The sequence below is a fragment of the Leisingera sp. ANG-M6 genome (assembly GCF_000813905.1).
Lineage (GTDB): Bacteria > Pseudomonadota > Alphaproteobacteria > Rhodobacterales > Rhodobacteraceae > Leisingera.
Genome location: NZ_JWLG01000012.1, coordinates 91,930 through 115,164 on the forward strand (window position 1 = coordinate 91,930; position 23,235 = coordinate 115,164).

Genomic DNA, 23,235 nt, shown 5'->3' on the forward strand with positions numbered 1-23,235 from the left:
AATTCACCCCGTAGGCCATTAACACTCTTTTGATAAGAAAGGGCCATGGGCGCGCTGTAAGCGCCTGGGCAATGAGGCACAACAGAGCCCGCCACTGGGCCGCAAGGGCAGTACCGGAACAAGCGATGCTTGAGTTTGAAAACGTCAGCAAGTCCTTTTGGACAGGAACCCAGCGCAAGGTGATCCTTGACCGCGTGTCGTTCCGCATCGAGCCCGGCAAATCGCTGGGCGTGCTGGCTCCGAACGGCACCGGCAAAACCACCCTGATCAACATGATGGCAGGCCTCGAAAAACCCGACGAGGGCGAGATCCGCCGCAACTGCAAGGTGTCCTTCCCGCTCGGGTTCATGGGCGGCGTCATCAGCCGCCTGTCGGCGATGGAGAACTGCCGCTACATTGCCAAGCTTTACGGCCTCGACCCGGATTATGTGGAGGCCTACTGCCGCTGGCTCTGCGGGCTCAAGGAATATTTCGACCAGCCGGTGGGCACCTATTCCTCAGGCATGCGGGCGCGGTTCAGTTTCTCGCTGATGCTGGCGCTGGATTTCGACATCTACCTGATCGACGAAGGCATGCCCTCCACCACCGATGTGGAATTCAACCGCAAGGCCGGCGAGATCCTGCAGGAACGGCTGCAGACCACCACGATCATCATCGTCTCGCACCAGGCCAAGACGCTGGAAAAATTTGCCCGTTCAGCTGCCGTCCTCTTGCAGGGGCAGCTGCACATGTTTGACACTCTGGAAGAAGCGAAACAGCTCTATGACTACGAAACCGAGAGCTAAGAAGTTCCGCATCCGCCGCAGCGCCTCTGTTGCCGGCGCCGAGGCCCAGCCGCAAGCGCCGGAGCAGCCGCGCGCTGCCGCCGCTGCGCAGTCGGCAGCCCCGGCGGCAGCGCCTTCGGGGGCTGCAACGGCTGGCGCCGGGGATGGCGGCGCGCCGATGTCCGGCATGGTCAGCTCGCCCCGCGAAACCAGGATGGAAACCGATATCGACGCGATCCGCCAGGAGGGTCTCACCGGCCGCCAGCTGCGCCTGGCACGGCGGATGGCGCAGAAGCACAACCTGCCCGCCACTTCGGATTTCGAAGCGGTGCGGATGCTGCGCGAGCGCGGCATCGACCCGTTCAAACGCGCCAACATGCTGGAGCTGGTGGTGCCCCAGAACAAGGCGCAGCCTGCAGGCACCCCGCCCGCCCCCGGCTCTGTCCAGCTGCCGCAAACGGTTCCGGCCGGCAAAACCAACCTGCCCTCGACAGAGCTGAGCCCGGCAGAGCGGCGTGCCCGCGAAATCCAGGACATCCAGCGCGACATTGCCCGCCGCCGCCGCCGCAAACTGTCGCTGCTGGCGGCGCGGCTGGCGTTCTTCGTGATGCTGCCGACCCTGGCCGCGGGCTATTACTTCTATTCGGTGGCCACACCGATGTTCTCCTCCAAATCCGAATTCCTGGTGCTGAAGGCCGACAGCGCGGCCAGCGGCGTCGGCGGGCTGCTCAGCGGCACCCAGTTTGCCACCAGCCAGGATTCAATCGCGGTGCAAAGCTACCTGATGTCGAAAGAGGCGATGCTGCGGCTCGACGACGAAGTCGGCTTCAAGGCGCATTTCACCCAGGAATGGCTGGACCCGATCCAGCGGCTGGAGAGCAATCCGACCAACGAGGAGGCTTATGCCACCTACAACCGCAATGTGAAGATTGGCTACGACCCGACCGAGGGCGTGGTGCGGATGGAGGTGTCTGCCGCGGACCCCGAAGTGGCGGCGGAGTTCTCGCGCAAGCTGATTTCCTATGCACAGGAGAAGGTAAACAACCTCTCGCAGCAGAAGCGCGCCGACCAGATGTCCGAAGCGGAGCAGGCCCTGCTTGACGCCGAGGCCCAGCGCCGCGCGGCGCAGGAACGGCTGGTGGTGCTGCAGCAGCAGGGCGCCGTCCTCGATCCCGAGGGCGTAGTGGCCTCGCTGCGCACCCAGATCAGCACCTTTGAAATCCAGCTGGAGGAAAAACGGCTGGAGCTGGCCGCGCTTCAGGACAACGCCCGCCCCAACCGGGCCAAGGTCAGCGGCGCAGAGGCCGACATCCGGCGGCTGGAGGCGGTCATTTCCAGCCTCAACAACCGGATGGTCGATGCCTCGGCCGGCGAAAACTCGCTTGCCAACCTGCGCATCCAGATCCAGATGGCGCAGGCCGACCTCGCCACCCGCGACCTGATGCTGCAATCGGCCTTGCAGCAAGTGGAAACCACCCGGCTGGAGGCCAACCGCCAGGTCCGTTACCTGACCACCGCGGTGGAACCGGTTGCCAGCGACGAGCCCTCCTATCCGCGCAAGTTCGAGAATACCGTTTTGGCATTCCTGATCTTTTCCGGTATTTACCTGATGTGTTCGCTCACCGCGTCCATCCTGCGGGAGCAGGTCTCATCGTAAAGCCATCGGGTACCCATGAAAAACATCGATATCGCCGGCCTCACCGTTGGCAATGACCGTCCGCTGACCTTCATCGCCGGTCCCTGCCAGCTGGAAACCGAAGACCACGCCCGGATGATTGCCGGGCAGCTCAAGGAAGCCTGCGACAAGGCAGGCGCCCAGTTCGTGTTCAAGGCCTCCTACGACAAGGCCAACCGCACCTCGCTGTCGGGCAAGCGCGGCCTTGGCATTGACGAGGGGCTGAAGGTGCTGGACACCATCCGCCGCGAATTCGGCGTGCCGGTGCTGACCGATGTCCACACAGAGGAACAATGCGCTGTGGCGGCTGAGGCCGTCGACATCCTCCAGATCCCGGCCTTCCTGTGCCGCCAGACCGACATGCTGCTGGCTGCGGGCAACACCGGCAAGGCGGTGAACATCAAGAAAGGCCAGTTCCTGGCGCCCTGGGACATGGCCAATGTGGTCGCCAAAGTCGAAAGCACCGGGAACACCAACATCCTGCTGACCGAGCGCGGCACTTCCTTTGGCTACAACACACTCGTGGCCGACATGCGCTCGCTGCCGCAGATGGCACAGGGCGGCTATCCGGTGGTGATGGACGCCACCCATTCGGTGCAGCAGCCCGGCGGCAAGGGCGGCTCCACCGGCGGCCAGCGCGAGTTTGCCCCGCTGATGGCCCGCGCAGCGGTCTCGCTGGGCATCGCCTCGGTCTTCATCGAGACCCATCAGGACCCGGACAATGCACCGTCCGACGGGCCGAACATGATCTACCTCGACCAGATGCCGCAGCTGATCGATAGCCTGATGCGCTTTGACGCGCTGGCCAAGGCCGACCCGATCCGTATTTGACCTAAAAAGAGATTTTCAACATGACCAAACCGCTGTCCGAGGTGACCCCGAACACCTGGAGCTTTCTGCGCGACGCGATGATCAAGCCGACGGGCTTCCGCGAATATGATGCGCGCTGGAAATACCCGGAAGAGATCAACCTGCCCGGCATGACCGCCCTGGGCCTGGGCCTCGGCACCCAGATGCGCAAGCGCGGGATCGACCCGGTGATCGCGGTCGGCAACGACTACCGCGACTATTCGCTGGCGATCAAAAACGCGCTGATCCTGGGCCTGATGCAGGCCGGCATCCAGGTGAAGGACATCGGTCCGGCACTGTCGCCGATGGCCTATTTCGCCCAGTTCCACCTGGATGTGCCCGCGGTTGCCATGGTCACCGCCAGCCACAACCCCAACGGCTGGACCGGCGTCAAGATGGGCTTTGACCGCCCGCTGACCCATGGCCCGGACGAAATGGGCGAACTGCGCGACATCGTGCTGAACGGCGAAGGCCAGCCTGCCCCCTGCGGCTCCTATGAGTTCGTGGAGGGCGTCAAGGAAGCTTACCTGGACGACCTGGCAGGCGGTTTCAAAATGTCCCGCCCGCTCAAGGTGGTCTGCGCCACCGGCAACGGCACCGCCTCGGCCTTTGCGCCGGAGCTGTTCAAACGCATCGGCGTCGAGGTGGTCGAGAGCCACAACGAGCTCGATTACACCTTCCCGCATTACAACCCCAACCCTGAAGCCATGGAGATGCTGCACGACATGTCGGCATCCGTGAAAGCTTCCGGCGCCGATCTGGCGCTTGGCTTTGACGGCGACGGCGACCGCTGCGGCGTGGTTGATGACGAGGGCGAGGAGATCTTTGCCGACAAGGTGGGCGTGATCATGGCCCGCGATCTCAGCAAGCTCTATCCGAACTCCACCTTTGTGGCGGATGTGAAATCCACCGGCCTGTTCGCCTCCGACCCGGAACTGCAGAAGAACGGTGTGACGGCGGACTACTGGAAGACCGGCCACAGCCACATGAAGCGGCGGGTGAAGGAAATCGGCGCGCTGGCCGGTTTCGAAAAGTCCGGCCACTACTTCCTGGCTGAGCCCGTTGGCCGCGGCTACGACTGCGGCATGCGGGTCGCGGTTGAGGTCTGCAAGATGCTGGACCGCAACCCGGATATGTCGATGTCCGATCTGCGCAAGGCGCTACCCAAGACCTGGTCCACCCCGACCATGTCACCCTACTGCGCCGACACCGAGAAATACGCCGTGCTGGAGCGGCTGGTGCAGAAGCTGGTTGCCAAGCATGAGGCGGGCGAGCAATTCGCAGGCCGGGCGATCAAGGAAGTTGTCACCGTGAACGGCGCCCGGGTGATCCTGGACAACGGCTCCTGGGGGCTGGTGCGGGCATCGTCCAACACGCCGAACCTGGTGGTGGTCTGCGAAAGCTCCGAAAGCGAGGCGGAGATGCGGGCGATCTTTGCCGATATCGACGCGGTGATCCGCACTGAACCGCTGGTGGGCGACTACGACCAGACCATCTGATCCCGGTTCACATGAGGGATTTCGCCTGCTTTCGCAGGCGATCCGCGCCCGCCTTTGGCGGGCGCTTTTCTTTTGGCTGAGAAGCGACCTAAGGGCAGCTCTGCCCTTAGATGCGCGTTCCCCAGTTTAAGACGCCTGCAACCGCGTCAAGGACGCGCCGGGCTGCGCCCGGAGGCCGCGCGGCCTTCCTTGACCCGGCCGCCGGCCCAATGGGTCAATCGCCGCCAAGCAGGCGCAGCAGCTGGTCGCGGGCTTCCTGTTCGATCCGCTGTTTCAGCACATCGTTCAGGTCCTGCTCGGGCGCGATTTCGGTTTCCAGGTCCAGCTCCTCAGCCAGTTTCTGGCGCACCCGGTCTTTGGCTTCCTGCTCGATCTCTTCGATCTTCGGCTGCAGCGCCTGGCTGAAATCCGGGCGGATGTCCGGATTGTCCCAGCTGCCGCGGATGCGCACCGGAATGGTCAGCACCTGATCGCGGCCCGCCCGCACCAGCTGCGGTGTGAACAAGTAGTCGATGTCGCGCGCCCCCAGCCCGATCCGGCCCTTACCTTCGGCCCGGAACCCCTTGAGCAGCACCAGCAAGTCTTCGTTGCGCAGGTTGCCGCCTTCGATCGTGTAGCTCGCGGTCAGCTGGTCGAACACGGTGCTGCCGCCATTGCCGCCGGAGCGCATCAGCTGCTCCAGGTCGAACCCGGTGAAGAAGCCCTTGCCCGCCTCCAGCCAGCCCTTGCCGCTCAGCGAGCGCATGATGGCCGCCACCGAGTTGCCGGAGCCGAGGAATTCCAGTTCGCCAAGCGCCTCGCCATTCAGCCGGTCATAGCCCGCGGTTTCACCCAGCGCGCGTTCCAGCCGGATACCGGTGAAGGTCATCTTGCCCGCCACCGACAGGCCGTTTCGGTTGTTGGCCACCAGCTGCCCCTGCACCTGGCCGCCGAACATCGCCGCCGGCAGAAATTTCAGCACCGCGCGGCTGCGCTCCACCGTCAGGTTCAGTTTGCTGGCCCCAAGGTTCACCCCGCCAGTGCGCAGGCTGTCAAACGTCAGGTCCACCACCGCATCCGCCAGCCCCAGCGCCGAGGCGTCAATCACGTCCTCCGGCCAGCCGCTGCTGCCGGAGGTGCCGCTGCCCGCGCCGCCAGCGCTGCCCGCAAAGGCCGTGAAATCCAGCGCCCCGCCCCGCAGCTGCGCGGTTATATTGGGGCGGTCCCTGAATTCCACATCCGCGGCACCGGTCAGCCGGTTGGCGCCCAGCTCCAGCGCCAGGTCCCGCATCGACAGCCGCCCGTCGGCGGTATAGGTCACATCGGCGCCAAACACCGCCTTCTGCGCCAGCGCATCCGGCAGGAACACCCCCAGCGCCACGCCGGTCTTCAGCGCATCCTCTGCCCCAAAGGTCAGCCGCCCGCTGGCCTCGCCATTGATACCGGCGTGGCCGTCAAACCGCCCCTTGCCGCCCGGTGCCGTGATGGTTGCGCCAACCGACGAAACCTCCCCCGCCAGGAAGGCTGCAAAGGTGCCGATCTCCGCGTTCACCTCCACCGGTTCCCCCGCCGGGCGCAGGGTGGCCTTGGCGTTCACGGTGCCCGCCGGGTCCGGCCACAACAGGCTGAGGTCGATGTTCTTCATCTCCACCGGCGCTTCGCCGTAGGCCGCATAGCGCAGCGAGGCCCCGGTCAGCTCCACCGCCTCGATCCGCAACGGCAGCGCACCACCGCTTGCAGTGCCCGAGCCGCCCGCCGCCGCGCCGCTGCCGCCCATCACCCAGTTGCCAACACCCTCGGCATTGGTTGCCAGATTGAGATGCGGCAGGATGGCAGAGACCTCGGTGACCCGCACATCGCCCTGGATCAGCTCGGCGGCGGAAACCCCGATGGTCAGCCGCTCCGCCCGCAGCAGCGGCTCCGGCCCGGCCCAATCCGCATTGGAGAGCGTCACCGCATCGGCCTTGACGCCCAGCGTGGGCCAGAAGGTGAAGCGCACCTTGCCGCCAAAATCCAGCTTGCGCCCGGTCTGTGTCTCCAGCTGATCCGCTGCCAGCCGCGCGATCTTCTCGCCCGGCAGCAAGAGCACCAGCGCCGCCAGCAAGACCACCGTCAGCACCAGCGCCGTCACCACCCGGAATATCAGCTTCATCATCCCGCTCCTTTATGCCTTGCCCCATGTTCCCCAATGGGTTTTGCGCAGCTTACCGCGTGGGCGTGCGGGTGCAATGCACGAAGCCCCCGCACGGCATCAAAGCTTTGCGCGTTTGCGGCTGTTGGTCAGCGCAACCGGAACCGCTGCCGCAGGCCCAAGCCGAGGAAGAACAAAAGCGGCAGGCTGGCGACAGTCTGGACGCCGGAGAAGAACTGCAGGACTGCGGGCAGCGCCTTCAATTCCTCCAGCAGGAACGTCCGCCCGAACCCGAACAGCGGAAACAGGTTGGAGAAGCTGAGCGCCATCGCCGATCCCATCGGGCGTTCGATCACGCTGTCCGGCGCCGGCACGCAGCAGCCGGAGAAATAGCCCCAAAAAGCGGCAAAGCCCAAGGCCCAGACACCCAGTAGCCACAGCGTGGGCCGCAGGATGGAATAGCCGTATTCCGAGAACAGGCCAAACAGCAGATAGGGCAGCCGCTGCCAGATGGGGCCGATCTTGCCGGCAAAGTGCATTTCGCGGCGGAAGAAGAAGTGTTCGTCTTCGGGGAGGCCTTGTTTGGCGAGGAGGTGGCGGATGGTGGCGCAAGACTCTTTGGCCTGTAAAAAACACTGCGTTGTTCGCCGCGGCCAATTCTCTGCGTCAGCAGAAAAGCTAACTTGCTGTTCGAATGTTGCACCAACGAATTGGGGATACTCGTGGACGAACTGTGCATAGCCAAAATTTACTGGTGCCTGGAAATCGACTGATTCAAATCGCACTTCCCCTAGTACGGTTCCTGGGAGAGTATTTTGAGGAGATGCCCCCAGAAACTTGACTTCCCCAAATTCGGCTCGGCTACAAAACTTTCCAGTTGTGAAGCTCACCGCATTTTCAAACACTGCCGCTCTAAAGCAAGCCTCACCTAAGAACTCCGTTGCTGAGAATGCTGCTCCAAGCTCAAATTCACATTGTTGAAAGTCGGCATTCATTTCAAACTTGGATCGTCCAAATTCGCTATGCCCCATAAACTTAACAGCTACAAACTCACTCTCGCTCAAAAATTGTGCGTTCCAAAAGCTTGCTTGAAAGAACTCAGCTCGATCAAAATCAGCCTTGCCACGAAATTTTACTCCCTCTGCCGAAAACGACTTGCAAACAGAGATTCTGCGCGCTGAGAAAAGACCGGTCACATCAGCACCTTCTAAAGAAAGCCCCTCTTCGAAAACGCAGTCATCAAGAGATACATCCCCACCAAAGTACGAGTTCGAGAAGCTTGAAGTACCATTGGAAACAATTTCGTCACAAATTAAACCCTTCTCAAAAACCGACCTTTCCGCTTCTAGTCCGCGCTCAAACTGTGATTTACCAAATTCGCACACTTTTGGCAGAAACATCTGCGAAGCGCAGAATGTTCTCCTGAAGTGAACGCCTCTTAAATCGATCGGTTCACCCGGATCGGGTGGCTCGTGTGAACGGTATTCTCGACCGTTTCTCAAAATGTATTCACGAGTGAACAGTTTTCTAACCTCTTTCCGCGCCAGATGATGAGCATCTCTCGGAGGCACTTTGGGAAAAAGAAATGCAGCCTGATCACGGGCTTTCGAAGAGACGGAGTTTGATAAGTAAGCGTTCCACAAACCGGCGTTGCGGTCGTGCAAGTCCCAATCAACCTTCTCTCCCTCCTGCTCCCCATAAAGCGTCATCAGCACATACCAGGGGTTCTCGTTGGCGGGGGTCAGCTTGCGCTGCGGGGCGGCCGGGGCCTCCGGCGTTTGGGTCTCGTCACGCATCAATTGCTCTCGTCATTCAAATCCGCTTTGGTGCAGGCTACGGGCTTTGGCGCCCCGCCTTCAACACCGAACCCCGGCACATCCGGCGAAAATGCACCTCCCCGGTGCACAGGGGGTGTACAGGCGGTGCACGGCCGGCACCCTCCGTTTTCCTTGCCTCCTGCCGCATTCCTGATATATGCGCGCGCATGACCAGTACCCCGTCCAGCAACCCGCCCAGCCTCCGCCCTGACCTTGCCCCGGAACCGCAGTTCCGTGAGGCGCCCCGTGACGGCCAGCCGACCCTCGGCATGGTGTCGCTCGGCTGCCCCAAGGCGCTGGTGGACAGCGAGCGGATCCTGACAAGGCTGCGCGCGGAAGGGTATGGCATCTCGGCCGATTACGCCGGCGCCGATGCGGTGATCGTCAACACCTGCGGCTTCCTCGACAGCGCCAAGGCCGAAAGCCTGGAAGCCATTGGCGAAGCGCTGAAGGAGAACGGCAAGGTGATCGTGACCGGCTGCCTCGGCGCCGAGCCGGACTACATCCGCGAGCATCACCCGCGTATCCACGCGGTCACCGGCCCGCACCAGTATGAACAGGTGCTGGACGCGGTGCATTCCGCGGTGCCGCCCAGCCCGAACCCATACGTGGATCTGCTGCCCGCAGCCGGTGTGAAACTCACCCCGCGGCACTTCAGCTACCTAAAGATTTCAGAGGGTTGCAACCACAAGTGCAAGTTCTGCATCATCCCGGACATGCGCGGCAAACTGGCGTCGCGCCCGGTCCACGCGGTGCTGCGCGAGGCGGAGAAGCTGGTTGAGGCCGGGGTGCGCGAACTCCTGGTGATTTCGCAGGACACCTCTGCCTACGGGCTGGACCGCAAGTACTCAAGCCACCTCTGGAAGGGGGAAGAGGTGCGCAGCCATATCCTCGACCTGTCCCGAGAGCTGGGCAAGCTGGCCCCGGCAGAGGACCTGTGGGTGCGGCTGCACTATGTCTACCCCTACCCGCATGTGCGTGAGCTGATCCCGCTGATGGCGGACCCGGACAACGCGCTGCTGCCGTACCTGGACATCCCCTTCCAGCACGCCCACCCGGACGTGCTGCGCCGCATGGCCCGCCCCGCCGCCGCCGCCAAGACGCTGGACGAGATCAACGCCTGGCGCGCGACCTGCCCCGATATCACCCTGCGCTCCACCTTCATCGTCGGCTTCCCGGGTGAGACAGAGGCGGAGTTCCAGCACCTGCTCGACTGGATGGACGAGGCGCAGCTGGACCGGGTTGGCTGCTTCAAATACGAAAACGTCGACGGCGCGCGTTCCAACGACCTGCCGGACCACGTGCCGGAAGAGGTGAAGCAGGAGCGCTGGGAACGCTTCATGGAGAAGGCCCAGGCGATCTCCGAGGCCAAGCTGGCGGCCAAGGTTGGCCAAACGATGCAGGTTATCGTGGACGACATTGACGAAGACGGCATCGCCACCTGCCGCACCAAGGCCGATGCGCCGGAGATCGACGGCAACCTGTTCATTGATGAGGGAACGGGCGGGTTGCAGGTGGGGGATCTGGTGACCGTTGAAGTTGACGAGGCGGGAGAGTATGACCTGTGGGGAACGACACGTTGAAAAGGTCACGGAGAAAAGCGAGAAAAACTGCGCGCCCCGTTATCCTTGAACAACAACCTCTCTGTTTAGCTGAGGAATTCTACGGTGGAGGAAGTTTTTCTATTGATACGCAGCAGTACCAAAAGCTGAATGATTCCATTACCGCAGTTGTCGCTGCATTGGAACTGGAAGAATTGTTTCAGGTGTTAGCACAGTCCTTCCTTGACTTTGAAGAAGACCTCTTAAAGTCAAGCTTGGAATATGCATACACTGATCTTCACGGTGAAGTAGAGTTGAGTAAATTCTTCAGCAAGGTAAGACGCCGTTTTAATGTTCGCATTATAACGATCCTGACTGCATACCAAAGTTACGATGACCAGGCGAACAGGATCCTGTCTCACGCCTCAAGCCTTTCGAGCGTTTCGCAAGTCAACAACCAAGCTCGCACCTCAGCCTTTGATAATAACTTTAGTTACCGGATTTGCGCTGCGCTTCGGAACTACGCTCAGCACCGTGACCTACCGCTCGGAGGTTTTTCAATCGGAGCCAAGACTGACTTCGGCCAAAATGACGAAGGCAACCTAACTAAAGATGGCTTTGGATATGGTGTTTCTCCATGGCTAGACCTTCAAAAATTCAGACAGTCAAGCCAGGTAAAAAAAGGCTTGAGAGTTGAGCTTGAAAAAGTCACTGAAGAAAAAATAGACATGAAATGGCTTATTCGCTCTTTCATCGCCGCTGTTTACGATCGGCATGCAACTCTCCGCGAGAGCCTGAAACCAAAAATCATTTCAGCGCAACACGACATTAGCGCCGCATACGAAACCGCCAGTATAGAAAAGGGCGAAGAAGCAAAGTTTCTCAGCTTGCGGGGAGACGGAAACTCACTTCCTATGCGGCGAGACTTGGCAGCAACGGTCTTGAAGGATTTCAACACTTATACTTCTCTTAAAAATGCTGACCGCAATTACGTCTCCTCAAAGATCGATCACTCATCCGACGTTTTTGTAGCGACCAAAGTATAGTTGATTTGCGAAATTCCTGTCTAAGCGCACTGTCTCTCGGAGCCACAGGCAATCCCCCCTCCCCTCGCGCCAATTCCCTGCTACGCTCTCCCCCAACCGCAACCAGCCAGGGAGAACGCCCAGCCATGTCAGACACTCCGGACATCGCCCAGAAAGCCCCCTTCCCCGTCGAGGTGACAGAGGGAAAGACCTATTTCTGGTGCGCCTGCGGCAAGTCCTCGCGGCAGCCGTTCTGCGATGGCTCGCACAAGGGCACGGATTTCGAGCCGGTGAAGTATAAGGCCGAGAAGGACGGCAAAGTGTTCTTCTGCGGCTGCAAGCACTCGGGCAAGAAGCCGCTCTGCGACGGCAGCCATTCCAAGCTCTAGGGTCAGGAGGCGGGCATCAGCCGCTTGAAGACACCGGCGCTGGGGCAGAACTCCGGCACTGCGGGCGCGTCATCGCGGCGGGCGGACAGCCACAGGGCACAGGACTTGCTGCAGCCGGCGCTGCGGCAGCTGGTGACCATTCGGGCATAGTCCAGCCCGCTGAGGCGGCCAGCTTTCACCGCCGCGTCCAGATCGACTCCTGCGGCCTCTGACACGGCGCGCAGCAGCCACAGGTGGCGGAAGATATTGCCGAGGCCCTCTGCCTCCGCTGCCATGTCCTTCATGCGCCGCGGCCCTTCAGCTGCATCAGCTGGTCCGCATTGCGGCAGCCGGGCATCGGCGCATCGGCGCGGGTATTGGCATCCAGAAAGGCCTCGCACTGCGCGGGCGCATCGCATCCGCGGCAGCGGGTGATCATCGCCGCCCAGTCCTCGTGGCTGATGGCGCCGGAGGCAAAGGCGGCGGACAGGTCAACGCCCGTGGCCTGGCCCATCCGGGCCATCAGGCGCAGATGGTAAAGGGGATCGCCCAGCGGCTGCATGGCATCAGCTCCTGTTACGCGTGGCTTTCGTTCAGATAGCCGAGCAGATCGCGGTTGCGGCAGAAATCCGGGGCATCAGCGCCCGGGCGCTGGCCCTCTGCCAGCCATTTGCGGCAGGCGCCGACACCGCCGCAGCGGGTGCAGCGCAGCACCGCCTCGGCAATCTCGTCAAAGCGCAGGGTGCCGGAAACGGCCTCCTCCTCCAGGTCCAGCCCGACGGAGCAGGCCATCCGGTCGAACAGTTCGGCGTGGGTTTTCAGGTCAGCTTCGGCGGTCATCGCGCATACCCCGTAATCATGCATTGCCGGGGCAGCTTAGCGGCCGGGGCCGGGCGCGGATTTGACTCAGGTCAACCGGAGGGAATTTTCACGCAGGTTTGCCGCTGCGGTGGTCGAGGTAGGCGCGCACCGCGTCCTGCACACGGCGGAAACGGTCGCCGCCCAGCTTCTTGCCGCCATACCAGCGGGTAACGATGATGACGTGGTCCTGCAGCCTCTCGCGCTCCATCATCCGCAGGATCACCATGCCGGCGCCGCTTTCGCCGTCGTCGGCCTTGAGCCCGCCCGCGGGCAGCATCGCCGCCCAGGTGTTGTGGGTGGCCTTGGCATAGGCGCGGTCCGTCTTGAGCTCCGCCAGCACCGCATCCACCTCCTCGCGCGAGGTCACCCGCGCGCCGGTGACCGCGTATTTTGAGCCGCGGTCCGTCAGCACCACGCCGAGCTTTTCCAGCGCGGGGGCGGAGGTGTCCCTGGCAGCCACGGTCAGTTCAGGTTGTTGCGGTCGATTGTCGCCTGCACCACCCGCACCCGGTCCGGGTTGGCCGGGTGGGTGCCGAGGAACCGGTCGCCCGGATCCGGCAAGCGGTTGAAGAAGCGCACGCCGACGCTGGGCCGGTAGCCGGACTTGTGGGTGATGATGGTGCCCAGCTCATCCGCCTCCAGCTCAAAATCCTTGGAATAGGTGCGGGCGCCGACAAAGCCGCCGATATCCTGCGCGGTTGACACGCTGGCAGACCCGCCCCCCGCCAGCGCGGTGATCAGCCCGGCGCCGACGCTGACCAGCGCAGAGTTCTGCGCCTGCCGCGCCAGGTGGCCGCGGATGTGGTGGGCTGCCTCATGCGACATCACAAAGGCCAGCTCGTCATGATTGGCAATCTGCCCCAGCATCCGCCGGGTGAAGGTGATCACAGGGCGGCCGTTGCGGTCGAGGCTCTGGTAGGCGTTGGGGGCGGCGTTCGGGTTCGGATCGATGCGGATCAGGAAATCGCAGTTCAGGCCCTGGGTGCGGCTGCGGCATTCGCGTTCTGCCACCGGCTCCACCCGGCGGGTGACAGCGGCAAAGGCACTGCTGGCCTCACCCGGCGCCAGCCCCTGCACCGGCTGCTGCGGCGCGGTCCCGACAGGTTGGGGACCCGGTTCCACCACCATGTTGCAGGCGCTGGCAGTCAGGGCAATCAGACACAGAAAACGGCGCATGGCACATCCTTTTGACAGTCGTCCGCACATTATCGCGCAAGCCCCGGGGATGGCAATTGCCCGGCGGCGGAAGTTCGCCGTTACATTGGAATGATCGCCAGCAATTGCAAGGCCTTGCCAGCAGGTCGCGCGCAGTGCAGGCTGGGGGCATGTTTACCATCGAACATGAATTCGACTCGACGGTCATCACCCTTGTTGACGAGAACAACACTCCGCTCAACGAGGATGTAACCATCAATTCCTTCGCCGAATGCGTCACGGTCGAGCAATACGACCCGCGCACCGACAGCGTGCAGAAAATCACCCTCTCGCACCTGATGGTGCGGGACCTGGCCGCCGCCCTTGACCTGCCAGAAGGGGTCTACCGGCTGGTGGGCGAAGACTAACGCTCAGGCTCTGATCCTCAGCCTGGCCCGGTGTAGACGAACACCTTGTCCCGGGAAGTTGCGCCGCGGCGCAATTCCAGGTTCGACGCCGCGGTGCCCATCGCCGCGGCCAGCAGGCTGCGGATGGCTTCGGTTGCCTTGCCGTTTTCCGGCGCCGCGGTGACAGAGGCCTTCAGTGCGCCCTCTGCCTCCACGATGGCATTGCGCGCCGCCTTGGGCGTCGCGCGCAATGCTATCTCTGCACCCGTAACGCACATATGGCTCAGATCCGGCAGGTCTTTCTTTCTTGGCTTCCCCATGCAGCAACACATGCCCTGTGCCGGCGGCAAAAGCCATAGACTTTGCTGCCCTCCCGCAGCTATCACCCGCACAGCGAAACCCAAGCCCCGCCGCCTGCTGCATTTCCGGCACAGATGGTTCGCAAGGCCCGTTGGCTCTTGAAAAAACACCCCCAGCTGCCGAGATAGGCAGCAACAGATGTAAAAAGGTTTCACATATGCCTGCACGCAATGACGCAGCCCTTGATTTTCTGCTGTCGCGCCGCTCCCGCCCGGCCAAGACGCTGGTAGCGCCAGCACCTTCGCGCGAAGAGCTGCTGCCGATCCTGACCGCCGCCGCCCGCTCCCCCGATCATGGCAAGCTGGAGCCCTGGCGCTTTGTCGTGGTAGAGCAGCCCGCGATGGCGCGGCTAGCGGAGCTGACAGAGGAATGCGGCCAGCGCCTTGGCAAAAGCCCGGAGGATACCGCCAAGGGCCGCAGCCAGTTCGACCAAGGCCAGCTGGCGGTGGTGGTGGTCGAGGTGCAGAAGGACAGCCCCAAGGTGCCCGCCATTGAGCAGACCTATTCTGCCGGCGCCGTCTGCCTGGCATTGCTGAACGCAGCGCTGGCTGCCGGCTGGGGTGCCAACTGGCTGACCGGCTGGGCCAGCCATGACAGGGGCTTCTGCGAAGCCGCCTTTGGCCTCGCAGAGAACGAGCGCATCGCCGGCATCATCCACATCGCCACCGAAAGCTCCGCCCCGCCGGAGCGCCCGCGCCCGGACCTTGAGGCCATCACAACCTGGATGAGCGCATGATCTTCACCGCCTTTTTCAAGACCCTCGGCCAGACCGGCGACCCGCGCTTCCGCAAGGTGCTGTTCCTGGGGCTGGGGCTGACCATTGCCCTGCTGATCGCGGCCTACGCGGGCTTCCTGATGCTGATCCAATGGCTTGTCGGCCCTGAGGCCACGCTGCCGGTCCTGGGCGAAGTCACCTGGCTCGACGACCTCCTGTCGTTCGGCTCGCTGTTTTTCATGCTGTTCTTGTCGGTCTTCCTGATGGTGCCGGTGGCCTCCGCCATCACCTCGATGTTCCTGGAGGAAGTCGCCCAGGCGGTGGAGGACAAGCACTACCCGGCCCTGCCCCCGGCGGCCAAGGTGCCGTTCTGGGACGCGGTCAAGGACACGGTGAATTTCCTTGGCCTGCTGATCGCGGCCAACATCCTTGCGCTGTTCCTCTATGTGATGTTCCCGCCCGCGGCGCTGTTCATCTTCTGGGGCCTCAATGGCTTCCTCTTGGGCCGTGAATACTTCACCCTCGCTGCCGCGCGCCGCGTCGGCACTGCTGAGGCCAAGAAGTTGCGCCGCCGCCATTCCACCACCATCTGGGCTGCCGGGACTCTGATGGCGGTGCCGCTGTCGGTGCCGCTGGTGAACCTGGTGATCCCGATCCTGGGCGCTGCCACCTTCACCCACATCTACCACGCGCTGGCCCGCCGCTAGGCCAGCGCCGCCCTCTCCGGCCTGCGCCGGGTCAAGGCCGGCGCCAGCCGCCGCGCGGCACGCGCGGTTCAGCCTTGACGCGGTAGAGGCCGCAATACACTTGCGATAGCGCCTTGAGGGGCAGCCCTGCCCCTCAAGCGCTTCTCAGCAGAAAAGCTTTTGTTGTGTCCGCAAATCTTGCTGGCTGATTCAACGGCTCCCGGAGCGCATTGATGGCGCTTCATTTGCCGAGGCACATCAAAGGTTTCTGCTTAAAAATCGGATCAACCTCAGGGACGCAACGTGCTGCCCAGCCAATGTAAGCGAAACCGCATCCCGCAAAAAAGATTAGCGCCAGAAGAGAGAACTTCAGAATTCGCTGCCTTTTCATTTTCTGATGGATGTAATCCATCAGCGCGCCCAATACGATCTCCATGGAACCCCCGGCTTTGCATTCCCGAGTATTTTTCACACCAAATGTGAGCAGTAGCAACATAGCCCCGATTAACTGATCAACACGGCTTGCGGACACTGCTAAGTCTTCTCACCTGGTACTGGCACCCCGGCCCGCTCCAGCCCGCCGGGCTGGCCGCAACCGCGCCGCGAGCCAGCGCGGCGCCATGCCCAACCGGTCCTGAGGCATATCAATGCCTCCCGGACTGGTTGGGAGGGTCTGCTGTCTTGCCTTTTATCAGGTGCTGGCGCAGATCACTGCTGTTCCGGCATCATCCCCATCCAGTCGAAATCATGCACAGAGATCACGCCGGAGATGATGATCGCGCAGATGACAGCCCACAGCACTGCGGCGACGCCGGTGGTGATCCAGGCCTTCTGCTTCAGGAAGTGCTTTTCCGGGGCGCCTGCATGGGTGCCGGGCACCACTTCACCCTTGTCGCCCTGGGTCTCCAGCCGGATTGGGATGATCACCAGGAAGGTCATGAACCAGATCACCGCATAAAGCACGATTGCGGATGTAATGCCCATTTCCCTGATCTCCCGGAATTGCCCTGCCCCGCAGCCGGGACAGGGTGCTCATAGCGTCAAACTTCTTCGAGTTCCACCAGGCAGCCGTTGAAATCCTTGGGATGCAGGAACAGAACCGGCTTGCCATGGGCGCCGATCTTCGGCTCGCCAGAGCCCAGCACCCGCGCGCCTTCGGCCTGCAGGTGGTCGCGGGCCGCCAGGATATCCTCGACCTCGTAACAGACATGGTGGATGCCGCCGGCCGGGTTCTTTTCCAGAAAGCCGTTGATGGGGGAGTTCTCTCCCAGCGGATACAACAGCTCGATCTTGGTGTTGGGCAGTTCGATGAACACCACGGTGACGCCGTGATCCGGCTCATCCTGCGGGTCGCCCACCTTGGCGCCCAGCGCGTTGCGGTATTGCGCCGAGGCGGCCTCCAGGTCGGGGACAGCAATGGCAACATGGTTCAAGCGGCCGATCATCTCTGTTGTGCTCCTCTCACAAACATTCCTACGCTGCGGTTATGGGGGCTTTGCTGCGCCGCGGCAAGTGCGCCAATCCGCACGGCAGAGGCCTGCGGGCACCGGCGCGCGCTGCGTTAACGAGTAATTAGCCTCGAATCCCTAGCGTCAGAACATATCCCGCAAGGAGGATACGTTATGGACGATTCGGAACTGTTTGCTGCCGCCCAGCGCCTGCCCACCACCCGGCGCCCGCTTCTGGGGCTGACCATCCTGGTGGTCGAGGACAGCCGCTTTGCTTGTGAGGCGCTGCGCCTACTGTGCCTGCGCAGCGGCGCACGGATCCGCCGCGCCGATTGCCTGAAATCCGCCCGCCGCCATCTGCAGGTCTACCGCCCGTCGGTGCTGATCGCCGATGTTGGGCTGCCGGACGGCTCCGGCCTCGACCTGATCCGCGAACTGGCGGATGCCAGCCCGCGCCCCAGCGTGATCCTTGCCACCTCCGGCGACCCCAGCCTGGCAGAGGCCGCGATTGAGGCCGGCGCTGCAGGTTTCCTGGAAAAGCCGATCACCTCGCTGGCGGCCTTCCAGCAGGCGGTGCTGTCCAGCATGCCCGCTGACCGCCAGCCCTCCGGCCCACGGCTGCTGGACGACGAAACGGTAATCCCGGACCTGATCGCCTTCCGCGACGACATGGCCCACGCCGCCGATGTGCTGAACATGGGGCAAGAGGAAAAGACCCTGGCCTATCTGGCGCAATTCCTGGGAGGTGTTGCCCGCAGTGCCGGCGACAGGCCGCTGGCTGATGCCGCCGACCGCTTGGCGCGGTCACGGCAGAAGGGCAAGCCGCTGTCACAGGACGCCGCCACGCTGGCCGGCCTGGTGCAGGAGCGGCTGCAGCGCCGCGCGGCGATCTGACATGGCCGAAGCCTGCCTTATCGCCCTCGCCACGCTGATCATCGTCCTTTACGGCCAGGTCCGGCTGGAGGCCCGCGCCATCCGCCGCAACCGCAGCAGCAAGGCCCATGACCGCACCCTGATCCTGCAGACCGGCAAGCGCTAGGCGCCAGCGGGCGCTCCGCAGGTCCAGCTCTTTCCGGCAGCCGCCGGGAAACGCCCCGCGGCCTGCACATCTGTCACCGGTTTCTGCCTGCACCCGCCACTCCGCGGCGCCGTAACCGCCGGCCCAACTCCCGCGCTCCCCCAAATCACTCGCATCCGCAGTTTTCCCGCGCCCGCAGCCTCCCGTCTTGCGCCGGGCCGCTTGGCGGCCTCGGGCCCGGACCGGCGGGAGCACCACCCCCTGTCAGGAACTTTAACTGCTACAGCAGCAGGCCCGGGTCTGCGCCCATGTCCAGACCGGGGAAAACATTGGCCTGCAAACCGCTCCTGCCAGCACCTGTCAGCCCGTGCAGCAGCCAGGCCAGCTGGCCGCGCACATCCGCGGTCGGCATCAGGTCGCGGCGGTCATAGAGATCCGTCTCCGCCAATCCCGGCCAGCGCCCCAGCACCCGGCCGCCGCGGATGGCACCGCCAGCCAGCAGCATCGCGCCGCCGGTGCCATGGTCGGTGCCGCCGGTGCCGTTTTCCCGCACGGTGCGTCCGAACTCGCTGACAGCCACAACCGCCGTCTTCCCCCAGGCTTGCGGCCCCAAGCCGCTTTGCAGGGTCAGAATGGCCTCCGACAGCCGCCCCAGCGCATTTTTCAAGCCATTGGCCTGCCGCTGATGGGTATCCCAGCCGTTGATGGAGAACGCCGCAATCCGGGTCTCGCCGCGCAGCTGCTGCGCTGCATAGGCGGCAACTTCCTGATGCGCCTTGCCCTTCGGCGCGGTCATCATGGACATCATCATATCCTCGCCCTCATCGCCGCTGCCATCCTCCTGACCCAAGTCCAGTGAAAGATCCTGACGGGTCAGCTCCAGCGCCTCGTTCAGGGCCGCATGGAACAACGGGTCCTCCTCCATCAAGAGGCCGGCCAGCCGCTCCGCCTGCGGGCTCATCGCCAATCCGGCCCCCGGCGCCCATTGCGAGACCGGCGCGCCGCCTTCCATCAGCAGCATCCGCTCCTGACCGATGGCAAAGGCGGTGCGCGCCTCCACCCCCGGCAACTGCTGCAACAGCCGGTTCAGCCAGCCCCCCTCCGCTTCGCCCGGCCCGGCGGTACCGGCCTCCAGCAGGTCCTGGCCGTCAAAATGGCTGCGCCGGTCGCGGTAGGGGGTGGAAACCGCCTGCACAAAGCCCAGCTGGCCCGCCCGCCACAGCGGCAGCAGCGGTGCCAGCGCCGGGTGCAAAGCGTAGAACCCGTCCAGGTCCGCAGCCCCCGCCGCCGGGCCGCCCGCCAAGCTCTGCCGCAGCCCGGCGTAGTCCGGGTCGCCATAGGGCTGCACCACATCCAGCGCATCCATGCCGCCGCGCAGGATGACCACCACCAGCCGTGTGTCCCAGGGCGCAGCGGCAAAGGTGACCGGGGTCAGCAGCGGGCTGGCCGCCAGCGAGCAGCCCAGGGCGGCGGAACGGGCCAGAAGCGAACGTCGGGTCATCTGCATCTGGAAATCCTCCTGTCAGCGGCGCTGGAATGCGGGAGAAGAGAGGATCAGGCCGATCCCCTCGGCTTGGGTTTCCGCCGCTCGGGCAGCAAAGCGGACTCTCTCATTGGCGTATCCGCCCAAGGCGTTCTGCGCAAAGTCCCGCGGATCCGGCAGCTCTTGCAGCAGCCGCCGCGGCGCTGCCATCGTCCAGCGCAGCCGGGCGGCCAGCGCCTGCGGGGTGATCCAGGCGGTGTCTGCCTCCGGCCAGCCGTCCGGGCCGCTGGAAAACTCCCATCGCTGCCCCATCGGCGTCAGCGGCGCGAGCAGCAGGCGGTTCTTCTGCCCGGGCTTGAATGTCTCAATTCGGGCTGCTGGCACGGCCAGTGCCCGGCAGGCAGAGGCAACAAAATCAAACGGCGGTTTCACGTTTTTCAGTTCAGGCGCCCAGGCCTGCGGATGCTCCAGCAGCGCCTCGTAAACCGCCAGCAACGCCCCGTCCGATTCCAGGTAGCGGGCAGCCATATGATCAACCAGCGCCGTCTCCGGCGTGTCAGACACAAAATGCACCGCCAGTTTCCGCGCGAGATGGCGCGCGGTGGCGGGATGGCGCGCCAGGTCGCGCAAGACCTCCAGCACCTGTTCCAGCTTTGGTTTGCCGCCGCCATAGGTCCCCCCCAGAACGGCTTCGGACCCCGGCTCAGTCATTCCCGGCCGGAACACGAAGCTTGCCTCTTTCGAGATGCTCAGCCCCGTGAACAGTTCCGCCAGCTGCCGCACATCTGCCTGGCTGTAGGGCCCGTCCACTCCCAGTGTGTGCAGTTCCAGCACCTCGCGGGCCAGGTTTTCGTTCAGCCCGTTCAGCCGCTTGCGCCGCGCTGCTGCGCGGCTGCCGGGGCCGGAGGAGCGGCTCTGATCCAAGTATTGCAGCATCAGCGGGCTGGTAGCCGCGGCAATCAGCATGTCCTCGAACCGGCCCACCACATGAGGACGGATCACACTCTCGGCATAAGGAGCAGCCAGATGCCGCCAGGCGCCGGTCTTGCCCTGCGCGGTGAAATGGTCAGCCCAGAACAGGGCCAGTCTCTCCCGAAAGCCATCCCTGGAATGGACCATGCGCAGCAGCCGCTGGCCATGCCATTCGAAACGCAGGCGGTTCTGGGAGCGGCGGGAGCTTTTGAACGCTTGCTGAGCCGCCCCGGCCCCGGCTGCATCCTGCTGCTCTTTGCGCGCACGCCGCAGCTGGCGGTATTCCTGGACACCGGCAGCGACGTCTTCAAACCTGCTCACCGGAAACCGCTGTGCAATGACATCTGTTTCCTGCAGCCGCTCCAGCATGTCTGCGGCCGACGCCGGCGGCGGCAGCAGCGGCGACAGCCCTGCACCAAAACGGATTTCAGCCAAATCGCCGTCGAATTGCATGGCCCTGCTTGCCCCCGGACTGTCAGTACACCTGCAGGTTAGAGCATCACCGTCCCCGCCCACAGGTGAATTTCAAGTGATACGCAAGTTTCCGCGGTTTGCCATATAACTTATCGGAAAACCGATTTCCGGCGCGGAAAACGGCCAGGAAAACACCTGTGTTGCTGGCCGGAATTTTCGCAGAATTCCGGCTGCGCCCCGGCGGCAAAGGAAAAGGCCCGGGCAAATACCCGGGCCTCAACAAAATCCTCGCGGCAGTTACTGATCCTGCGGAATCACCCGCAGCCCCAGCTCCATCAGCTGCTCGCTCAGCGGCTCCGACGGTGCCGACATCATCAGGTCCTCGGCGCGCTGGTTCATCGGGAACATGATGACCTCGCGGATGTTGGCCTCATCGGCCAGCAGCATCACCATGCGGTCGATGCCGGCCGCGCAGCCGCCGTGCGGCGGGGCGCCGTACTGGAAGGCGTTGACCATACCGCCAAAGCGCTTCTTCACCTCGTCTTCGCCGTAACCGGCAATTTCGAAGGCCTTGAACATGATCTCCGGCTTGTGGTTCCGGATCGCGCCGGACACCAGCTCATAACCGTTGCAGGCGAGATCGTACTGGTAACCCTTCACGGCCAGCGGATCGCTCAGCAGCGCGTCCATGCCGCCCTGCGGCATCGAGAACGGGTTGTGCTCGAAATCGATCTTGCCGGTTTCCTCGTCCTTCTCGTAGATCGGGAAGTCGACGATCCAGGCAAAGGCAAAACGGTCCTTGTCGATCAGGCCCAGTTCCTCGCCGATCACGGTGCGGGCCTTGCCTGCGACGCCTTCAAACGCTTTCGGCTTGCCGCCCAGGAAGAAGGCCGCGTCGCCGACGCCCAGGCCCAGCTGCTGCCGGATCGCCTCGGTGCGCTCGGGGCCGATGTTCTTGGCCAGCGGGCCTGCGGCCTCGATGCCCTCGCCCTGGTCGCGCCAGAAGATATAGCCCATGCCCGGCAGGCCTTCGCCCTGGGCGAACTTATTCATCCGGTCGCAGAACTTGCGGGAGCCGCCGGTCGGCGCCGGGATGGCGCGGATTTCGGTGCCTTCGTTTTCCAGCAGGTTTGCGAAGATCGCAAAACCAGACCCGCGGAAATGCTCGGAGCAGTCCTGCATCTTGATCGGGTTGCGCAGGTCCGGCTTGTCGGTGCCATACCATTTGGCAGCATCCTTGTAGGAGATCTGCGGCCAGTCGGCGGCGGCGTCCACCTTGCGGCCCTGCCCGAATTCCTCGAACACGCCCGCCATCACCGGCGCGATGGTGTCAAAAACGTCCTGCTGGGTCACAAACGACATTTCCATGTCCAGCTGGTAGAAGTCTGCGGGCGAACGGTCAGCGCGCGGGTCCTCGTCACGGAAGCAGGGCGCGATCTGGAAATACTTGTCAAAGCCCGACACCATCATCAGCTGCTTGAACTGCTGCGGCGCCTGCGGCAGCGCGTAGAATTTGCCCGGATGCAGGCGCGACGGCACCAGGAAGTCGCGCGCACCTTCGGGGGAGGAGGCGGTGATGATCGGGGTCTGGTATTCGTTGAAGCCGATGTCCCACATGCGCTTGCGGATCGACTGGATCATGTTGGCGCGCAGCACCATGTTCTTCTGCATCTTCTCGCGGCGCAGGTCCAGGTAGCGGTAGCGCAGGCGGGTTTCCTCCGGGTATTCCTGCTCGCCGAACACCATCAGCGGCAGTTCCTCGGATTTGCCCAGGATTTCGATGTCGCGGATGAAGACTTCGATCTCACCGGTGGAGATTTTCGGGTTCACCAGGCTCTCGTCGCGGGCCATGACATTGCCGTCGATCCGGATGCACCATTCGCTGCGCACCTTCTCGATCTCGGAAAACACCGGGCTGTCCGGGTCGGCCATCACCTGGGTCACGCCGTAGTGGTCGCGCAGGTCGATGAACAGCAACCCGCCGTGGTCGCGGACGCGGTGAACCCAGCCGGACAGGCGGACGGTTTCACCGACGTTGGATTTGTTCAGTTCGGCGCAGGTGTGGCTGCGGTAGGCGTGCATGGCTCGG

The 23,235-nt window shown here is 63.4% G+C and carries 26 protein-coding genes; 12 read left to right on the top strand and 14 right to left on the bottom strand.

Annotated elements, in window-relative coordinates; translation table 11 throughout:
- Positions 1–125: 125 nt before the first annotated feature.
- The 4 genes from RA24_RS09605 to RA24_RS09620 are packed head-to-tail and all read left to right on the top strand — an operon-like array spanning position 126 to position 4,787.
- On the top strand, positions 126–785 hold the full coding sequence (locus RA24_RS09605; protein WP_019296077.1) for an ABC transporter ATP-binding protein: 660 nt from the start codon (positions 126–128) through the stop codon (positions 783–785).
- Entirely contained in the window at positions 763–2,421 is a 1,659-nt protein-coding gene (locus tag RA24_RS09610; protein WP_039191194.1) for a capsule biosynthesis protein, read from the top strand. Before RA24_RS09605 ends, RA24_RS09610 begins: the two co-directional genes overlap by 23 nt.
- 15 nt (positions 2,422–2,436) lie before the next feature.
- On the top strand, positions 2,437–3,270 hold the full coding sequence (gene kdsA, locus RA24_RS09615) for a 3-deoxy-8-phosphooctulonate synthase (protein WP_019296075.1): 834 nt from the start codon (positions 2,437–2,439) through the stop codon (positions 3,268–3,270).
- 20 nt (positions 3,271–3,290) lie between these two features.
- Positions 3,291–4,787, top strand: a complete 1,497-nt coding sequence (locus tag RA24_RS09620) for a phosphomannomutase/phosphoglucomutase (RefSeq protein WP_039191195.1) — start codon at positions 3,291–3,293, stop codon at positions 4,785–4,787.
- A gap of 214 nt (positions 4,788–5,001) precedes the next feature.
- On the opposite strand, the gene RA24_RS09625 is transcribed toward RA24_RS09620, so the two are convergent.
- The gene (locus tag RA24_RS09625) at positions 5,002–6,918 is read right to left on the bottom strand and encodes an AsmA family protein (RefSeq protein WP_039191255.1); all 1,917 of its coding nucleotides are present in this window, start codon (positions 6,916–6,918) and stop codon (positions 5,002–5,004) included.
- 128 nt (positions 6,919–7,046) lie between these two features.
- Entirely contained in the window at positions 7,047–8,693 is a 1,647-nt protein-coding gene (locus tag RA24_RS22775; RefSeq protein ID WP_241480928.1) for a hypothetical protein, read from the bottom strand.
- Positions 8,694–8,881: 188 nt separating this feature from the next.
- Between RA24_RS22775 and rimO the strand changes: the two genes are divergently transcribed.
- From rimO to RA24_RS09645, 3 genes are all read left to right on the top strand, one after another.
- Positions 8,882–10,297 (top strand): 30S ribosomal protein S12 methylthiotransferase RimO, encoded by a 1,416-nt coding sequence (rimO, locus tag RA24_RS09635; RefSeq protein WP_039191197.1) that lies wholly within the window; start codon positions 8,882–8,884, stop codon positions 10,295–10,297.
- The gene (locus RA24_RS09640; protein WP_152612828.1) at positions 10,279–11,301 is read left to right on the top strand and encodes a hypothetical protein; all 1,023 of its coding nucleotides are present in this window, start codon (positions 10,279–10,281) and stop codon (positions 11,299–11,301) included. The genes rimO and RA24_RS09640 overlap by 19 nt, the downstream gene beginning before the upstream one ends.
- Positions 11,302–11,426: 125 nt before the next feature.
- Positions 11,427–11,669, top strand: a complete 243-nt coding sequence (locus RA24_RS09645) for a CDGSH iron-sulfur domain-containing protein (protein ID WP_039191199.1) — start codon at positions 11,427–11,429, stop codon at positions 11,667–11,669.
- Positions 11,670–11,671: 2 nt separating this feature from the next.
- Here RA24_RS09645 and RA24_RS09650 read toward each other — a convergent pair whose 3' ends face one another.
- The 5 genes from RA24_RS09650 to RA24_RS09670 form a co-directional block, all read right to left on the bottom strand.
- Positions 11,672–11,953: a DUF6455 family protein gene (locus RA24_RS09650; RefSeq protein ID WP_039191200.1), complete on the bottom strand. Its 282-nt coding sequence runs from the start codon at positions 11,951–11,953 to the stop codon at positions 11,672–11,674.
- Positions 11,950–12,210, bottom strand: a complete 261-nt coding sequence (locus RA24_RS09655) for a DUF6455 family protein (RefSeq protein WP_039191201.1) — start codon at positions 12,208–12,210, stop codon at positions 11,950–11,952. Before RA24_RS09655 ends, RA24_RS09650 begins: the two co-directional genes overlap by 4 nt.
- A gap of 14 nt (positions 12,211–12,224) precedes the next feature.
- Positions 12,225–12,488 (bottom strand): DUF6455 family protein, encoded by a 264-nt coding sequence (locus tag RA24_RS09660; RefSeq protein ID WP_019296066.1) that lies wholly within the window; start codon positions 12,486–12,488, stop codon positions 12,225–12,227.
- A gap of 88 nt (positions 12,489–12,576) precedes the next feature.
- Entirely contained in the window at positions 12,577–12,969 is a 393-nt protein-coding gene (locus RA24_RS09665; protein WP_193747122.1) for a YigZ family protein, read from the bottom strand.
- Positions 12,970–12,971: 2 nt separating this feature from the next.
- Positions 12,972–13,685: a M48 family metalloprotease gene (locus RA24_RS09670; RefSeq protein WP_019296064.1), complete on the bottom strand. Its 714-nt coding sequence runs from the start codon at positions 13,683–13,685 to the stop codon at positions 12,972–12,974.
- 149 nt (positions 13,686–13,834) lie between these two features.
- Here RA24_RS09670 and RA24_RS09675 point away from each other — a divergent pair, with 149 nt between their 5' ends.
- The gene (locus tag RA24_RS09675; RefSeq protein WP_019296063.1) at positions 13,835–14,071 is read left to right on the top strand and encodes a hypothetical protein; all 237 of its coding nucleotides are present in this window, start codon (positions 13,835–13,837) and stop codon (positions 14,069–14,071) included.
- 17 nt (positions 14,072–14,088) lie between these two features.
- Here the strand turns inward: RA24_RS09675 and RA24_RS09680 are convergent, their stop codons facing one another.
- Positions 14,089–14,370, bottom strand: coding sequence for a DUF167 domain-containing protein (locus RA24_RS09680; RefSeq protein ID WP_039191202.1), 282 nt, complete (start codon positions 14,368–14,370; stop codon positions 14,089–14,091).
- 197 nt (positions 14,371–14,567) lie between these two features.
- On the opposite strand from RA24_RS09680, the gene RA24_RS09685 reads away from it, so the two are divergent.
- Together RA24_RS09685 and RA24_RS09690 are read left to right on the top strand one after the other, a co-directional pair.
- On the top strand, positions 14,568–15,146 hold the full coding sequence (locus RA24_RS09685; protein WP_039191203.1) for a nitroreductase family protein: 579 nt from the start codon (positions 14,568–14,570) through the stop codon (positions 15,144–15,146).
- Positions 15,143–15,832, top strand: a complete 690-nt coding sequence (locus RA24_RS09690; protein ID WP_039151469.1) for an EI24 domain-containing protein — start codon at positions 15,143–15,145, stop codon at positions 15,830–15,832. Before RA24_RS09685 ends, RA24_RS09690 begins: the two co-directional genes overlap by 4 nt.
- 220 nt (positions 15,833–16,052) lie before the next feature.
- Here the strand turns inward: RA24_RS09690 and RA24_RS09695 are convergent, their stop codons facing one another.
- The 3 genes from RA24_RS09695 to mce form a co-directional block, all read right to left on the bottom strand.
- Complete coding sequence (locus RA24_RS09695; protein ID WP_039191204.1) at positions 16,053–16,247, bottom strand: hypothetical protein; 195 nt, start codon at positions 16,245–16,247, stop codon at positions 16,053–16,055.
- A 272-nt stretch (positions 16,248–16,519) separates the two neighbouring features.
- Positions 16,520–16,795 carry a DUF1467 family protein gene (locus RA24_RS09700; RefSeq protein WP_019296059.1) on the bottom strand — a complete coding sequence of 92 codons (276 nt, stop codon included), beginning with the start codon at positions 16,793–16,795 and terminating at the stop codon, positions 16,520–16,522.
- A gap of 56 nt (positions 16,796–16,851) precedes the next feature.
- The gene (gene mce / locus RA24_RS09705; protein WP_019296058.1) at positions 16,852–17,256 is read right to left on the bottom strand and encodes a methylmalonyl-CoA epimerase; all 405 of its coding nucleotides are present in this window, start codon (positions 17,254–17,256) and stop codon (positions 16,852–16,854) included.
- A 177-nt stretch (positions 17,257–17,433) separates the two neighbouring features.
- Between mce and RA24_RS09710 the strand changes: the two genes are divergently transcribed.
- Positions 17,434–18,153 (top strand): response regulator, encoded by a 720-nt coding sequence (locus tag RA24_RS09710; RefSeq protein WP_039191205.1) that lies wholly within the window; start codon positions 17,434–17,436, stop codon positions 18,151–18,153.
- A 1-nt stretch (position 18,154) separates the two neighbouring features.
- Positions 18,155–18,298: a hypothetical protein gene (locus RA24_RS22490; RefSeq protein WP_019296056.1), complete on the top strand. Its 144-nt coding sequence runs from the start codon at positions 18,155–18,157 to the stop codon at positions 18,296–18,298.
- A gap of 259 nt (positions 18,299–18,557) precedes the next feature.
- Here RA24_RS22490 and RA24_RS09715 read toward each other — a convergent pair whose 3' ends face one another.
- The 3 genes from RA24_RS09715 to aspS all read right to left on the bottom strand — a co-directional run bounded on the left by RA24_RS09715 (position 18,558) and on the right by aspS (position 23,228).
- Positions 18,558–19,784: a DUF1501 domain-containing protein gene (locus RA24_RS09715; protein ID WP_039191207.1), complete on the bottom strand. Its 1,227-nt coding sequence runs from the start codon at positions 19,782–19,784 to the stop codon at positions 18,558–18,560.
- A gap of 15 nt (positions 19,785–19,799) precedes the next feature.
- On the bottom strand, positions 19,800–21,185 hold the full coding sequence (locus RA24_RS09720) for a DUF1800 domain-containing protein (RefSeq protein WP_039191209.1): 1,386 nt from the start codon (positions 21,183–21,185) through the stop codon (positions 19,800–19,802).
- Between the two features lie 258 nt (positions 21,186–21,443).
- Positions 21,444–23,228, bottom strand: coding sequence for an aspartate--tRNA ligase (gene aspS, locus RA24_RS09725; RefSeq protein ID WP_039169282.1), 1,785 nt, complete (start codon positions 23,226–23,228; stop codon positions 21,444–21,446).
- Between the last annotated feature and the right edge of the window lie 7 nt (positions 23,229–23,235).